Genomic DNA, 13,907 nt, shown 5'->3' on the forward strand with positions numbered 1-13,907 from the left:
ATCGCTTTCAACTCGTAATACACAAATCATTTTCAATGTCCTTTTTAGACGCATCGAATAAAGGGGGATTCAAAATAAATTCCTGATTGGATTTGCCCCCAGGAACAAAGGGGTAAACACCTGCCTCACTTGGAATCATGACCTCAAGCAAACACGGCCCTGGCTTAAGCAGGGCTTTCATTTGTTCTTCGGCTCTATCACCTAACATTATTTTATACCCAGGGATTCCAAAGCTTTCGGCTAACATTTGGAAATTAGGTTGGAATTCAAAAACAGAACCCGACTTTCGGTTCTCATAAAATAATTCCTGCTGCTGTCGAACTAGGCCCAGATGTTTATTATTAAAGATGATGAGCTTTACATTTGAATTTAACTCGCGCAAGGTGGCAAGCTCTTGCAAGTTCATCATGATCGAACCATCACCAGTGATACAAAAAACATTTGCATCTGGATGGGCAAGAGAAACCCCTATAGAAGTCGGTAGGCCAAAACCCATTGTACCTTGTCCTCCTGATGTGATCCAAGATCTTTCATTTGGAAAGGGGAAGTATTGGGCTGTCCACATTTGGTGTTGGCCCACATCCGTGAGTATAAAATCGGAATCTCGGAAGTGAGAAGATAAAGATCTAAAAAAGCGATCAATCCTTCCTTCTTCCCTGATGGAAGCGGATTCTACTTCTGGCGATGGTTGCCAAAAATTTCCTTTTTTTATTTTTGAACTTACCTCGAATAAATTTTCTAAAAAAGCAGAAAGGTCTCCTTTCCAAAAAACATCTGCTCTTTTATTTTTTCCTATTTCTTTCGGATCGATATCGATATGGATGACCTTTGCTTTCGGACAAAAGGTAGCAATATTACCGGTAGCTCGGTCATCAAATCGAACTCCCAAGGCAATGAGCAAATCACATTCACCTAATGCTGAATTGGCGCTTACACTTCCATGCATTCCCATCATTCCTAAAAAATTTGGATTTTCTTTGGGGAAGATACCGAGTCCCATCAGTGTTGATACAACAGGTATCTGCAACGAATCTACAAGACGTCGTAATGCCTCTGCGGATTTTTTTGCCCCACCACCGATATAAAACAAAGATTTTTTCGAAGAATGCAACAAACGAATGGTGCTTTCAATCGCAGTCTGCAACTCAGAAAGATTGGCTTTTATTCGAGTAAAATCATTCGCTTTGGGCGAAATGAGAGATTCCTGACTTTCCAAATCAATGAATTCATTTTGTACATCTTTTGGTAAATCGATCCATACAGGACCTGGCCTTCCGCTTCCTGCGAGAAGGTATGCTTCTTCTAAAATATGCGGAAGTTCCAAAGGATCCATAATCAAATAGGAGGCCTTTGTAAAATGGGACACGATGGATTTGGTTGGTAGCTCTTGGAAGGCATCGGTTCCCAAAAGGTTTCTCGGAACTTGGCCTGAGAAAATGAGAAGAGGAACCGAATCACTAAATGCATCAGATACGGATGTGAGAAGATTTGCAACTCCTGGTCCCGAAGAAACAAGGCAGGCAGAAACTTGTCCTGTGGATCTAGCCATCCCTTGGGCAATAAATCCGGCACCCTGTTCCTGTCTGGCAAGTATATGCTGAATTTCTGATTCAGCTAATGCGTCATAGATGGGAAGTATGGTTCCGCCAGGAATCCCTGGAACGATCCGAATGCCCTTGGAAATTAAAAAATGAATGCAATATTTTGCGACGGTGATCTTCATACCACTCTCCTTTTTTTCTCCCCGCATGAGAGGCTTTCTGCCTCGCGGGGAGCCTAAATCAGGAGGGGCTCTTACGACAGAAAGCTAAGGGTTATATTAGGTGGAGTGACGACGACGAGAAGGACTGTCAGGACATAAGACATCTCTACAAGATTCGCAAACAAAGTAGAATCCAATGTATAAGATGTAAGTTCCATGTCTTTTTTCAATTTTTAAGGAAGTTTGATTTGGTCAATGTTTTTTGCACCAGCGATCAAGGCGGAAATCCTTTGCCGTGGGCAAAGATTGTAGCTGCGAGCGCGGTCGCAAGGCTTTGCGAGGTGCCATTACTCTTCGTTTTCTTTTGCGCGTTTGATGAGGATGTAAAAGGAATAACCAAAACCCAAAAAAAATCCAACCAATAAAAACGTAGGTGTGGTTTTGAAATACTCATCTGCATAATAACCAGCAATGACAAAGAGCGCAATGGAGCTAACAAATTCAAAGCCCACTCCCGCCATTGCCATGGGAGATTTATCTCGTTCTTGTTTTGGCATACGATTTACTGTAACACGCGTCCGATGCGGTCCCAGCGGACACCGAGTCTCCAGAGTCTGTATCGAAGCGTCCGTTCAATCCAACCAAATCGAGATTCATCTTCAATATAACGATAGGAAATGGCTGAGGAGTAAATTTCGCTGGGATGGCATCTATTTTCCAACTCGTCACCTTCAAAGCGTTCCGCGAACTCCTTTCCTTTTTCTGCCAGCTCTTGCCCACTCTTATATTCGCAGGTAAAATCCTTCCAATCAATAGAAAAATAAATGATAAGTGCTTTGCCTAAAATATCAACCCTGGGAACAAAACCCCAAGCCCGTGAATCATGCGAATCATCTCTGTTATCTCCCATGACCATGTAATGTCCCTCAGGGATAAGGCATCCATTTGTAAAATCGCAACTAAACCCTGTCTGGAAAGGCCGTCTGTCATCTTCCGCTCCTTCCAAAACGAAATGCTCAAAATCTCGTTTCTTTTCCAAAAAGAGGGATCTTTGCGTGGCGTCTACATTGTCGAGGTCGTTTAACTCATCACCAATGGGAACAGGTTTTGGTGAATAATTATTATAATCACTAGAACCGTTTTCTTTATATTCTATGATCGCATAAAGAACAGGCTTTCGACCTGGTACTGCCGTTTCTTTTCTTGTAATGCGAATCGTGTCACCAGGAACACCTACAACCCGTTTGACGAATCTTTTAGCAAAGATACCAGAACGTGCGTCCTCAGTGGCGAGTGCATTTGAGGGTGGGATGAAGGTAACGATATCACCTCGTTTTGGTTCATCAATCCGAAAGAGCTCTTTTTCTGTGAAAGGCATGCGTATCGAATAACGCATCTTGTTCACAAACAAAAAATCCCCTATTTTTAAAGTCGGGATCATGGAGCCAGAGGGAATGTTATTGGCATCGAGAATGGATGATTTGAATGCAAAGACAAGCACGACAATGAGGGCAAAGGAAAATGTGGAAGCAATGACTCCCTCTTTTGGTTCTTCTTTGATTGGTGGTTTTGGCGTGGTTTGCTTTTTTGAGGAAAAAATTTCCATATAGGTGGTAAGCTAGATTTGTAGAAAATTCTGTCAACCCGAGGAAAAATCTCAAGAAAGGCTTGTACGATTCTAGATAATTTCCGATACCATACCAGGAGCCCTTGCACTTATGGAAAAGAATCTGTTAACGCTTCGAAAGACATTACAAGAAATGAAGGAAAAATATGCCTTCGTTTGTCTCAAAACTGGAACTGAAACGGAAGATATGGGCGAGGATGAGATTGCGCTGCTCCAAACCATAGCCCAAGGAATTTTGCCTCTTTCTGTAAAAATCGGAGGTCCTGAGGCTCGTAATGACATTCGCATCTGCCATAAGATCGGTGTCTCCGGTATTTCTGCTCCGATGATCGAATCGGAATATGCTTTACGTAATTTCATTTCCACGTTAAAAAATCTGATTCCCTCGCCTGATTACGATAAATTGAAAAAAGCGATCAATCTGGAGACCATTACTGGATATCGAAATTTGATGGATATTTATGATTCAAAGGCATTTGCTGATCTCGGACAGGTAACAGCTGCTCGTTCGGATCTCTCTGCAAGTATGGACAAAAAACCTGATGACAAGGAAGTCACTCGGATATCGAAAATCATAGTGAAAGAAGCCAGAAGCAGAGGTAAAGTTACCTCAGTCGGTGGAACCATCACTAAAAATAATTTTGGCTTAATCGCATCAGAGATCGAACCGGACTTTATCAATTCCCGCCATGTGATGGTAGACACACGAAAAGCCATGGACATCAGTGCTACCGATGTTGCCGAATGTATGCTCGTTTTCGAAATGGATCTTTATGAAATATTTTCCAAAGCCTTTCCTGAAAAGGGGTTTTATTATCGTAACCGTGTCGAAATCAACAGAGAAAGAATCGGCGAACGTAAGGTATTGTATTTTATACGTTAGGTGATTTATTTATTTTCCTCATTCTGTTTTATTACTGGTCTCCTATTTTTCGCTCCACACCCACTTCTCACGCCCCTTAAACAAGGGCTTTTTCTTTTTAGCTTAGCTTTAACTTGTTTTAGCTTTATCCTGGCTCGATTCCGTGCCCTCTCTCGTTTGCAAGAAATCTGGAAAGAATTACTTCTAAAAGAATGTAAACATATGAATGCTTGGATCCGAGTTTCTATGGGCTTTGTGCTCCTAGAATTTCTATTTCATGGGTATGAACTTAGCAGAAGTTTTGCTAGCAGCTTTCAATTTCATGACGCAGATTATGTAGGGATGCAGGAGGTTGTGCGTAATCTGCTGAGAGGGAACGGCTACCTTTCCACATATTACTCTGCCAAGGGAGAAGGCTCTTATTTGACTCACCACTTTTCCCCAAGTCTTGTTTTTTTCCTTCCCTTTGAGAGTTTTGGTTTAGCTAGGTGGGGCTATGCGATTGGTGTTTATTTTTACTTAAGTTTAGGAACAATCCTTTGGACGGAACTCCTTCTAAAGAAGAGAACAAAACAAAATGGCAGTGGAAAAATTGATCTCGTTTACTTATTGTTATTCGGTATTATTGCCAATCTCTATCTTTATCGACTCGGGACAAGTTACCATTTTGAGGTGCTTGTCTTCCCCCTTTCTGCGGTTTTCTTTTTTTATTATGAAAAACAAAAATTGTCTCTCGGTCTTATTGTTTCACTTTTTGCATTTCTTTTTGTGAAAGAGGACATCGTCATTTATTTCATTTTATTTTTTATGCCTTCGGTGATTTGGAATTGGATCTCTAGGTTTCGAGCAGAACGAAATAAAAATAAAGAGAAGAAAACATTCACAAACTTCACTTCTGATACTGGATTTCTCATCTTACTTATTTGCCTCGCCTATTTTCTTTTTGTTTTTTTCCTTTTGCCCTATTTTATTGTTTCGAACCCGGAACATTGGTTTGGCGCATTGACAAAAGAATACCCGGAATCATACAAACAAGTTACAAGTATTCCAAAATCCATTCAAATTTTTATGGAATTGATCATGAGCTCAGGGACGGGATTCATTTTAAACATCCCTTCTTTTCTCGGATTGCTTTCTATTTATCTGACTCATGCACTTTCTCAACGTCCTTGGCACCATGAAATATATTCTTACTATTGCTATACGATGATACCATTTCTGTTGTATACGGGAATTGTTTGGCTGAGGGAAAAACAATCTGTATCCGTTCCCATTTTTTTCTTATTCTTAACTTTGCTCTTTTTTCGAAATCTCCAGGACTCAAATTATCCGATTTCGCTCCAGAAGGTGGGCTTGCCTAAGCAGGAAGAAAGGCAAGCCAAGGAAGTAACACGCGAACTGGAATCGATCGGAAACCAAAAAATACTCAGAGGTTCTCCCCATGTATTTTCCCAATACAACCTTTCTTTTTTTCTTCCCCTAGATGCGACTTTGTATCCGTTAAACCAAGTCTCTCTTACAGTGGGAAAATGTGCGTCTAAGGAATGTTATCTTGTCATAGCTCCGAAGTTCACCAAGGAAGTTTTGGTTCCGCGTTCTTTTATCGAAAGCAAACGAGAGGCGTTTCAAAAAGGAATGCTTATCTTTAAAGGGGAATGGATAGAAGTCTGGAAATTAAGATTTGATGCGAACAACAAACCCTAGATCTGACATCATGCTCTACGAGTCTAGTTTCATTTGTAACGAAAATTTTGTACCATTTTGATTTATCATTTCTAAACTTGCTCCAAGTTGGCCTGCCAAAAGGTAGACAAGATTTAATCCCATGCTTGTCGCCTCTTCCAGTTTAAATTCAGGAGGAAGTCCAATGCCATCATCAAAGATGCCGATCGTTAATCTTTCACCAGACTTTTCGATATGAATCTGAACTGCACCCTTTTTGTCTTTCGGATACGCATATTTTATCGCATTTGTCAGTAGTTCATTGATGATCAGTCCTAAGGGTATCGTTTGGGAAAGATCAAGTTCTATGGACTCAGAGCTTTCTAGAAAATGCATTTCGACATTGCCTGTAGTAAACGTATCAAGAGTTGACTTTACAAGATCTTTGATGTACAATTGTAAATCTACTTTTTCGAGATTGTCAGAGTAAGTTAGTTGATCGTAAATTGCTGATATGGAGTTGATGCGTAATTTTGAATTTAGGATCGCTCTTCGCGCCTCATTATTCTCTGATAAGTGGTCTAGCTGAATGCCGAGAAGCATAGAAATGCTGATCAGATTGTTTTTGACTCTGTGTTGAAATTCTTTGAGTAGTAAGTTCCTAGATTTGATTGTGTCTTGTAATTCTAACTCAAACTTTTTATTCTCGGTAATATCTTCAATGATGGTGGCAAAAAAACCCTTTTGGTAGCTATACACAATTGTTGAAATATATTTTCCAAGCTCCTGGATAAAGCTCTCGAATTTTATGCTTTTACCGTTTAAGGCAACGTTTCCGTATTCATAAAATCTTTCTGCGTATAAAGCGGGCATCACTTCATTTACGGATTTTCCTATCAATAGCTCACGGTTCTTACCTATGATTGTTTCAAAGGCAGGGTTTATACTGAGTAACTTATAATCAATCGGAAGACCATCTGCATCCAAAATCACCTCATGTAGAGCAAGTCCATTTGTCATCTCATTAAAAAGTGACCTATACTTCGTTTCACTCTCTTTCAGTAATTCTTCTGATCGACGTTGTTCTGTTATGTCACGACTGATTCCCAGTATGCCGATAATTTCGTTTTCTTCATTTCTTAACGGACGTTTTATCGAATCATAAATATGAACTTTTCCATCTGTATATACATAATCCGAAGAATTTCGGACAATTTTTCCGCTTAACGCCTCCTTATCATCTTCTTCCCAACCTCTAATTCCTTTTGCTGGATTCCCCTTTACAAGTTCGAGAGCGGCACCGTTTTCCAAATCATTATGCCCATATAATTCCTTACGAGTCCTACCTACAGATTTTGCGACCATTTCATTACAAAGAATGGTTCGTAACTCTCGATCCTTTACAAAAATAAAATCACCAGAACAATCTAAGATGCTTTCAATAAGATTCGATTTCTCTTCTAGAACTTTCATTTTTGTTTCTTGTTCCAGAGAACGCGCATGCTGGCGTAAGGCCATATTGATAGAAGCAATCAAGACAGATATAGAAACGTCATGGCTTAGGATACCAAAACAGGATAGATTTTGCCATTTTTCATCCAAACCAATGATGTCATCGGAAATTAAAAAAAGAGTGGGGATAGAGTCCCGCGTTTGGATCTCTTTTGCTGTTTCGAAGCCAGCGTTTCGTGTGCCAATTTTAATCAGTAGAAGATCAACTCGTTTCTTAGTATCGTTTAATTCGGAAAGCGCCTCCTTTCGGCTGGAAACATGCGAAACCAAAAAACCGTTTTGGGTCAAGAATTCCCAATGAACAGAAGCCACACTTTGTTCTTCTTCTATGATTAAAATTTTTTTTTGCATCATTTAATTGTAAATTGAAATAGAATCAGATGTCTGTTATCTGACTGCCAAATGCAATAAAACTGAGATTCACATTACTTTCAAACATTCGTACTATTTGTCGATAAAAAACATTCTACTTTTTGCATATATGGCTCAGAATATCGTATGCATTCAGACGGAATTGACTCGTACGAATACTAGATCAAATAAAAGGTTTCATATCCTGAATCTTTGGTTTCGATGCGGATCAAACCCTCTAATACCAGTTTTTGAATGATGGAATAAATGAGTCCCAGTGCCGTAGGCAAATGTCCCCCATTATGAACTTTTTTACCGATGGCGGCTTCCATCAAATGCAAAAGGTCCGACGGGCTCTCCCTTAACCGACGAATCACACCCTTCTCCAAGATCGAGAGTGTCTTTTTTACAAGTAAGATGGTTTTTTTTGGATCTTCAATTTCATGACCATGAGCCGGAAGTAATCGTTTGATAGGCTCTTCCAGTAATTTGGAAAGAGTAAAATGATAATCTCCAAGGCTTCCATCTAACTGTGAATAAATGGCTGTCAAATTAGCAATGATGAGGTCCCCCGAAAAATAGACTCCTGACTCTGTCGATACAGGAGTGATGTGATAGAGGTTGTGACCCGGAGTATAGATAAATCGAAAATTCCTGCCACCGAGTTCTAAAGAATCGTTATGATCAATGGCCACATCAATCTGCAATATAGGATTCCCTTTTTTGGTTTCCTTAAATTTGCTATAAAATGTATTCCAGCCTCGCCTAGATTCTGTTAGGACCCGATCAAGCTCAAGCGGATCACCGAATGCGGTTCTAAATAGATCCTCGGTTGCCTCTTCAAAAAGATACATGGACTCCAAATAATTTCCGACACCAGTTTGCATGGCCCGGTAGCCATAAAAGATAGCTTTCGGAGCATAAGATTTTAATACAAGAGAAGAAGAGATATGGTCTAGATGGTTGTGCGTATAGATGACATGTCGGATGTCTTTTAATGAAAAACCTTTTGTCTTAAGGGACGCTTGTAGCATAGGAATTGATTCGATATAACCAGAATCAATGAGAATGAGACCGTCACTACCTACGTATAAGTAGATGTTATTCGGTGCATAAAACGGTTGGGGGAGGATGATCTTGTGAATCTCATCACCAATTTCTTCCATCGGAGGAATTCGTTTAGGAATGGTGACAATCATGATTAAATCCTTGCCATGCGTTAGGGGGCCGAAGTGTTTAGTCCGAGGCTTGCCAAGGCAAGCGAAGGACCGAAGCGCACGCGGAGCACGTAGGCACCTGGACCTCCCGAATTATGTTCGGGAGGTAACGCCAAAGCTTATGGCTGCTTTTTAATGAGAAGTCTACGTTCGATTTCAAAAATCTTTTCTGAGATTTTTTCCTTACCAAGTTTTTTCTTATCATTTTCTTTTAAGAAGAGGTCGGCTCCAAATTTTTCAAGGGCGTCATTTGCTTTGATGTTTTTTAGCCCTATCAGCTGCAATTGGACTTCACCTGCGGCGATCCCATATTCTGTACCTTTGTCTTCTGTCGAGAGAACTCGTGTAATGCAAGTTACCGTATCGCCAGAAAAAGCTGGTTGCGTATGATAACCTTCTGTAAAACCGATTTCCCAGAGTGCATTTTCTGAAATATCACGAGAGGCCATACCTACAAGCCAACCAAACACCAATCCACCGTATACCACAGGTTCGCCGCCCATTGGGCCAGATATACCAGCAGAATAAAGTTTATCATAATGTAACGGGTGAGTGTTTCCTACTCGGTATGTCCAATTATAATGCTCATCGGTAATGGTCCTTCCATTCTGGTGCACATAGATTTGGCCTGCTTCGAAGTTTTCAAAATAGGTATGTCCCCAAGTGACATCTTTCAGAGCGGTCGGGAATTGCAGTTTTGGAAGTTTTAAGGCAGGTGTGGCAGATTCTGGAAAAAAGGCTGAAGAATCGCCTGGTTTAGAATTTCCTTTTGGTTTGCCATTGGAATGGTAAATCATGATCTTGCGTTCATATTGTAACACAACTTCATTTTTTTGATTTAAACAAAGGGTTCTCACATGAACGATTCCTGGTTTATCCGCACCTTTATCATCGACTGCTAATATTTTAGTACGAGAAGCTAGTGTATCACCAGGATAGACGGGCAACAAAAATTGTGCGTTATAATAACCTAAATTTGCAAGCGCCTTTTCACTGTTATTCTGTACGCCAATCGAAAGTGCCAGATTGAATACCATAAGAGGTGGCACGAGGAGATCCTGGAATCCATGTGCTTTTGCATACTCTGCAGAAAGATAGAGAGGGTTTGCATCCATAAAGGTAGTGGCAAATTCCTGAGCGAAGGATCGGTCCACAGTGAACTGTCTTGGGTGGACATAAATATCACCGACGTTAAATTCTTCGAGGTAACGTCCGTAGATGTTTTTTTTGATTTTGTCAAGAGTGGCGGGAGTCTTCGGAGCAATTTCTCCGAACGGGGTCATAGCTTTTTCTACCATAGGACAAATTTCTGGGTATCGGCCCCGACGAAAAGAGTTTTTCAAATCCTTATTTTCTTGTATCTTTTTTTATTCCGCATGATAGAGTCTTCCCCCATAGGAAGGTGATAGAATGCAATTTCAAGACGCTATTAAAGTATGTTTTCAAAAGTATGTCGATTTCAACGGAACGGCAAAAAGGCCTGAATTCTGGTATTTTTTTCTATTTGTTTTCGTTGTCAGTATGGTATTGAATCAGGTCCACCAAGTGGCTGGTGGGGTATTTTCCCTTGCCATCCTTTTACCGTCTTTGGCAGTCGGAGCTAGAAGGTTGCATGACACTGGTAAAAGTGGATGGTGGCAATTGATTGCGCTTACGGGAATCGGATACTTTGTACTTCTTTTCTTTTGGTCTCAAGAAGGAAAATAATTTCTTTCTAAATTAGTTTGCAGCAAAGAAAGATTCCGTAACACCGAATCTTTCTTTTAAATCGCTTCGCGCGATTGTTTCCACTCTTCATGGCACCTGCGCCATTCTTCCCTGACCCTGCGGTACGTTTTCAGATCCGATCTGACTTCCATCATCAACTCTTCCAATTCTCTTACACGCATAAAAAGTCGCTCGGAAATTTCGATCCATTGGACATAGTCTTTATCGCTAAAAGATTCCACTCTTTGAATATCGGGCATTTAGATCGGAATTCCTTGCTTTTTTACGACGACTCACATAGCTTTCCAGTATGAGTTTTAAGTTTCCAAAATCCTCCGAGATCCCTACCGAATTTTCCATCCTACCCATCCACCAGAAAGAATATCTCATTGATGGGGAATTGAAAGTATGGGAAGGCAAAATGATCTCTGTACACTCTCCCATTTTTTTGGAAGAGAGTGGCAAACCGAAACAACTCGAGATCGGAAGTTATCCCGCCTTTGGTGCAACGGAAGCTCTGGCCGCACTTGCTTCCTGTGAAAGAGCTTACGATGGAGGGAGTGGAGAGTGGCCACAAACATCCATCGAAAATAGGATCAAAGCCATTCAGAAATTTACAAATCTGATGTTGAAAGAGCGAGATTTAATCATCCGGCTTCTCATGTGGGAGATCGGAAAAACGCATAAGGACAGTGCCAAAGAATTCGACAGAACCATCGAATACATCAATGACACAATCAATGCTCTTAAGGCCGGTGACCGCGACTCGTCACGATTTGTTTTCGAAAAGGGAATCCTTGCTCAGATCAAACGCGCGCCCTACGGCATCGTACTTTGTATGGGACCTTTCAATTACCCATTAAATGAAACATTCTGTACACTCATCCCCGCCATCGCCATGGGAAATACGGTATTATTTAAACCCGCTAAATTTGGCGTCCTCCTTCTCGAACCTCTCCTCAAATGTTTTAAAGAGGCATTCCCGAAAGGTGTCATCAACACCTTGTATGGTGATGGTGCAAGTGTCATTTCACCCATTATGGAATCAGGAAAAATAGATGTTTTTGCGTTTATTGGAGCAAGCACGACCGCAAATATCATTACCAAAAAGCACCCCCGCTTGAATCGACTGCGATCCATACTCGGTTTGAATGCGAAAAATCCTGCGATCCTACTTGAAGATTGTGATCTGGAGTCAGCGATTCCAGAAATACTGATGGGAAGTTTAACGTATAACGGCCAAAGATGTACGGCTTTGAAGATCATCTTCGTACATGAGAAAATAGCAGACTCGTTTATCAAAAAATACCTTGCCGCACTCGCCAATTGGAAAGCGGGAATGCCTTGGGAGAAGGATGTCATGCTCACTCCTCTCCCAGAAGAAGGCAAAACAAAGTGGCTGACAGAACTTATGGATGATGCGATCGCAAAGGGTGCGAGAATCCAAAATGTAGGTGGTGGAGAAGTATTGGAATCCTTTATGTTTCCTGCTGTATTGTATCCGGTTTCGAAGGACTCTCGTCTCTACCATGAAGAGCAATTTGGTCCTCTTGTCCCTATCGTTCCTTACAAAGACATATCGGAAACGATAGCATATGTTAAAGAGTCAAACCTTGGACAACAAGCAAGTATCTTTGGCAGAGATCCAAAAGTCATTGGCAAACTAACAGACATTCTAGTGAACCAGGTCGCCCGAGTGAATATAAATGCCCAATGCCAGAGAGGTCCTGATAATTTTCCCTTCACAGGTAGAAAGGATTCTGCGGATGGCACCTTATCTGTCTCGGATGCACTTAGGGCGTTTTCCATGCGAAGTCTTGTCGCCGCCAAAGACGATGAAGAGAGCAAACAACTTTTTCGAGAAATACTCGAAACAAAAGCCTCTTCGTTTATCAGCACCAATTTCATTCTTTAGATGACAAATGTGTCAAGAAATGTGGGAGAAAGCCTCAGGATTTCCCGTATTTCTTGATTGAATTCTCTCTCATATCATGTAGGATCGCTATGTGATACAACTCTACTTCCACCAAATCGCTGGCCGCGCCATTCAATTTTCACAAAAGTCGACCGACTCGATACTCAAAGGTGTCCAGTTACTTGTCAATGGGAGTCTTAGTGGGACAAGCACTGGTCTCGACCTTCTCTCGAACGCATTTTTTTACAAACCAGATTGGCGCGCCGCCTTACAAAAAGCTGGCGTCACGATAAGAGATACCAATCACAAAACGAATGAGAAATTTCAGGAAGCCATCGAAGCCACAAATTTAAATTTTGAAAAAGCTTTTTTCGCAATGGATTCTCTTGGGAAACGCGGTGAAGAGCTTATTTTCGATAACCGTGTCATCTCAAGTATATTAGGAAGTTCTCATAACCAAAGTTTTAAATTGACGAAAATTGACATGAGTTTTCGAACACTTGGTGCGGATGTTTCCGCGAAAGAAGTAGCATCCGAATACCATGCATCAGGGAAAACAAAAATGATTCTTTTTGTTCCTGGCCTTTTTACAGATGAGACGGTATGGATTGAGAAATGGGTACCCTATAAAAAAAGGAAAATTCGATCCCTTGGCATTTCGACAGAACTGCAGAAAAAAGATTATTTCCCGATCTATATTAGATACAATCACGGGCTACCGATCCATGAAAATGGACGAAAGCTCATGCACCTACTCGACATTTTTTTCAATGAATGCCCGGACGCTAGACCCCATTTGATTGCGTATAGCTTAGGTGGACTTGTGCTGAGAAGTTGTCTCTATTACGCGAGAGTAGAAAACAAAGAATGGGTGAAACATTTTCAAAAAATGGTATCTATAGCAACACCTAACCGAGGATCGTATCTTGAGAAAATAGGTTTTTGGCTAGGCCTCATTTTAGAAAGAAGCCCGAACATTGCTTTAAAAATAATAGGAATGGTTGGCAATTTACGTAGTGATGCCATCAAAGACCTTTCTTTTGGCCTCGTCAAAGAAGAGCCCAAAACCCTTTGGTCGCCTATCTCACAATACTTTGAGGAAACCTATCATGGGGAACTTGACGATATGGATGCTTATGAAGCCTATGCTGTGATCGACACGATTCAAAATCCCATCCAAAATTTTTTAGGTGATGGGATCGTAGAAAAGCAAAGTCTTCGATACTTATCCGATAAAGTGTACGCAAAAAAAGAGAACCCAGAACTTAGAACCTTAGAAGTGATGAAGGCCACACATTTTTCGATCTTGAACTCAAAATTACTTTTCGCTTGGCTCGATCGAATCTTTTAAT

13 protein-coding genes are annotated in these 13,907 nt (G+C 40.9%); 5 read left to right on the forward strand and 8 right to left on the reverse strand.

The features are described from left to right. Positions 1-7: 7 nt before the first annotated feature. The 4 genes from ilvB to lepB all read right to left on the reverse strand — a co-directional run bounded on the left by ilvB (position 8) and on the right by lepB (position 3,308). Positions 8-1,723, reverse strand: a complete 1,716-nt coding sequence (gene ilvB, locus EHQ58_RS05795; protein WP_135622928.1) for a biosynthetic-type acetolactate synthase large subunit — start codon at positions 1,721-1,723, stop codon at positions 8-10. Between the two features lie 71 nt (positions 1,724-1,794). Further along, a complete protein-coding gene (locus EHQ58_RS18995) occupies positions 1,795-1,920 on the reverse strand; it encodes a hypothetical protein (RefSeq protein ID WP_281277100.1) in 126 nt (41 codons plus the stop codon). Positions 1,921-2,049: 129 nt separating this feature from the next. Beyond that, positions 2,050-2,259, reverse strand: coding sequence for an AtpZ/AtpI family protein (locus EHQ58_RS05800; protein ID WP_246047186.1), 210 nt, complete (start codon positions 2,257-2,259; stop codon positions 2,050-2,052). A gap of 5 nt (positions 2,260-2,264) precedes the next feature. Then, the gene (gene lepB / locus EHQ58_RS05805) at positions 2,265-3,308 is read right to left on the reverse strand and encodes a signal peptidase I (protein WP_135622929.1); all 1,044 of its coding nucleotides are present in this window, start codon (positions 3,306-3,308) and stop codon (positions 2,265-2,267) included. A 112-nt stretch (positions 3,309-3,420) separates the two neighbouring features. Here lepB and EHQ58_RS05810 point away from each other — a divergent pair, with 112 nt between their 5' ends. Further along, on the forward strand, positions 3,421-4,212 hold the full coding sequence (locus tag EHQ58_RS05810) for an aldolase (RefSeq protein ID WP_135622930.1): 792 nt from the start codon (positions 3,421-3,423) through the stop codon (positions 4,210-4,212). Positions 4,213-4,413: 201 nt separating this feature from the next. Next, complete coding sequence (locus EHQ58_RS05815; protein WP_167883547.1) at positions 4,414-5,895, forward strand: DUF2079 domain-containing protein; 1,482 nt, start codon at positions 4,414-4,416, stop codon at positions 5,893-5,895. Between the two features lie 15 nt (positions 5,896-5,910). Here EHQ58_RS05815 and EHQ58_RS05820 read toward each other — a convergent pair whose 3' ends face one another. From EHQ58_RS05820 to EHQ58_RS05830, 3 genes are all read right to left on the reverse strand, one after another. Beyond that, complete coding sequence (locus EHQ58_RS05820) at positions 5,911-7,719, reverse strand: PAS domain-containing protein (RefSeq protein ID WP_135622932.1); 1,809 nt, start codon at positions 7,717-7,719, stop codon at positions 5,911-5,913. A 176-nt stretch (positions 7,720-7,895) separates the two neighbouring features. After that, complete coding sequence (locus EHQ58_RS05825) at positions 7,896-8,915, reverse strand: MBL fold metallo-hydrolase (protein ID WP_135622933.1); 1,020 nt, start codon at positions 8,913-8,915, stop codon at positions 7,896-7,898. Positions 8,916-9,052: 137 nt separating this feature from the next. Next, on the reverse strand, positions 9,053-10,231 hold the full coding sequence (locus EHQ58_RS05830) for a MaoC family dehydratase (protein WP_135622934.1): 1,179 nt from the start codon (positions 10,229-10,231) through the stop codon (positions 9,053-9,055). A gap of 112 nt (positions 10,232-10,343) precedes the next feature. Here EHQ58_RS05830 and EHQ58_RS05835 point away from each other — a divergent pair, with 112 nt between their 5' ends. Continuing rightward, positions 10,344-10,640: a DUF805 domain-containing protein gene (locus EHQ58_RS05835; RefSeq protein WP_135622935.1), complete on the forward strand. Its 297-nt coding sequence runs from the start codon at positions 10,344-10,346 to the stop codon at positions 10,638-10,640. Between the two features lie 56 nt (positions 10,641-10,696). Here the strand turns inward: EHQ58_RS05835 and EHQ58_RS05840 are convergent, their stop codons facing one another. After that, complete coding sequence (locus EHQ58_RS05840; RefSeq protein ID WP_135622936.1) at positions 10,697-10,900, reverse strand: hypothetical protein; 204 nt, start codon at positions 10,898-10,900, stop codon at positions 10,697-10,699. 50 nt (positions 10,901-10,950) lie between these two features. Between EHQ58_RS05840 and EHQ58_RS05845 the strand changes: the two genes are divergently transcribed. Together EHQ58_RS05845 and EHQ58_RS05850 are read left to right on the forward strand one after the other, a co-directional pair. Continuing rightward, the gene (locus EHQ58_RS05845; protein WP_135622937.1) at positions 10,951-12,555 is read left to right on the forward strand and encodes an NADP-dependent glyceraldehyde-3-phosphate dehydrogenase; all 1,605 of its coding nucleotides are present in this window, start codon (positions 10,951-10,953) and stop codon (positions 12,553-12,555) included. Between the two features lie 91 nt (positions 12,556-12,646). Further along, entirely contained in the window at positions 12,647-13,906 is a 1,260-nt protein-coding gene (locus tag EHQ58_RS05850) for an esterase/lipase family protein (protein WP_135622938.1), read from the forward strand. Position 13,907: the final 1 nt, after the last annotated feature.

Origin of the sequence: Leptospira ognonensis, assembly GCF_004770745.1 — a bacterium.
Classification (GTDB): domain Bacteria; phylum Spirochaetota; class Leptospiria; order Leptospirales; family Leptospiraceae; genus Leptospira_A; species Leptospira_A ognonensis.

What these genes read in the sequence shown, in the direction of transcription:
- ilvB (WP_135622928.1), bottom strand. Translation starts at nt 1,723, where the DNA reads ATGAAGATCACCGTCGCAAAATATTGCATTCATTTTTTAATTTCCAAG.
- EHQ58_RS18995 (WP_281277100.1), bottom strand. Translation starts at nt 1,920, where the DNA reads ATGGAACTTACATCTTATACATTGGATTCTACTTTGTTTGCGAATCTT.
- EHQ58_RS05800 (WP_246047186.1), bottom strand. Translation starts at nt 2,259, where the DNA reads ATGCCAAAACAAGAACGAGATAAATCTCCCATGGCAATGGCGGGAGTG.
- lepB (WP_135622929.1), bottom strand. Translation starts at nt 3,308, where the DNA reads ATGGAAATTTTTTCCTCAAAAAAGCAAACCACGCCAAAACCACCAATC.
- EHQ58_RS05810 (WP_135622930.1), top strand. Translation starts at nt 3,421, where the DNA reads ATGGAAAAGAATCTGTTAACGCTTCGAAAGACATTACAAGAAATGAAG.
- EHQ58_RS05815 (WP_167883547.1), top strand. Translation starts at nt 4,414, where the DNA reads ATGAATGCTTGGATCCGAGTTTCTATGGGCTTTGTGCTCCTAGAATTT.
- EHQ58_RS05820 (WP_135622932.1), bottom strand. Translation starts at nt 7,719, where the DNA reads ATGATGCAAAAAAAAATTTTAATCATAGAAGAAGAACAAAGTGTGGCT.
- EHQ58_RS05825 (WP_135622933.1), bottom strand. Translation starts at nt 8,915, where the DNA reads ATGATTGTCACCATTCCTAAACGAATTCCTCCGATGGAAGAAATTGGT.
- EHQ58_RS05830 (WP_135622934.1), bottom strand. Translation starts at nt 10,231, where the DNA reads ATGGTAGAAAAAGCTATGACCCCGTTCGGAGAAATTGCTCCGAAGACT.
- EHQ58_RS05835 (WP_135622935.1), top strand. Translation starts at nt 10,344, where the DNA reads ATGCAATTTCAAGACGCTATTAAAGTATGTTTTCAAAAGTATGTCGAT.
- EHQ58_RS05840 (WP_135622936.1), bottom strand. Translation starts at nt 10,900, where the DNA reads ATGCCCGATATTCAAAGAGTGGAATCTTTTAGCGATAAAGACTATGTC.
- EHQ58_RS05845 (WP_135622937.1), top strand. Translation starts at nt 10,951, where the DNA reads ATGAGTTTTAAGTTTCCAAAATCCTCCGAGATCCCTACCGAATTTTCC.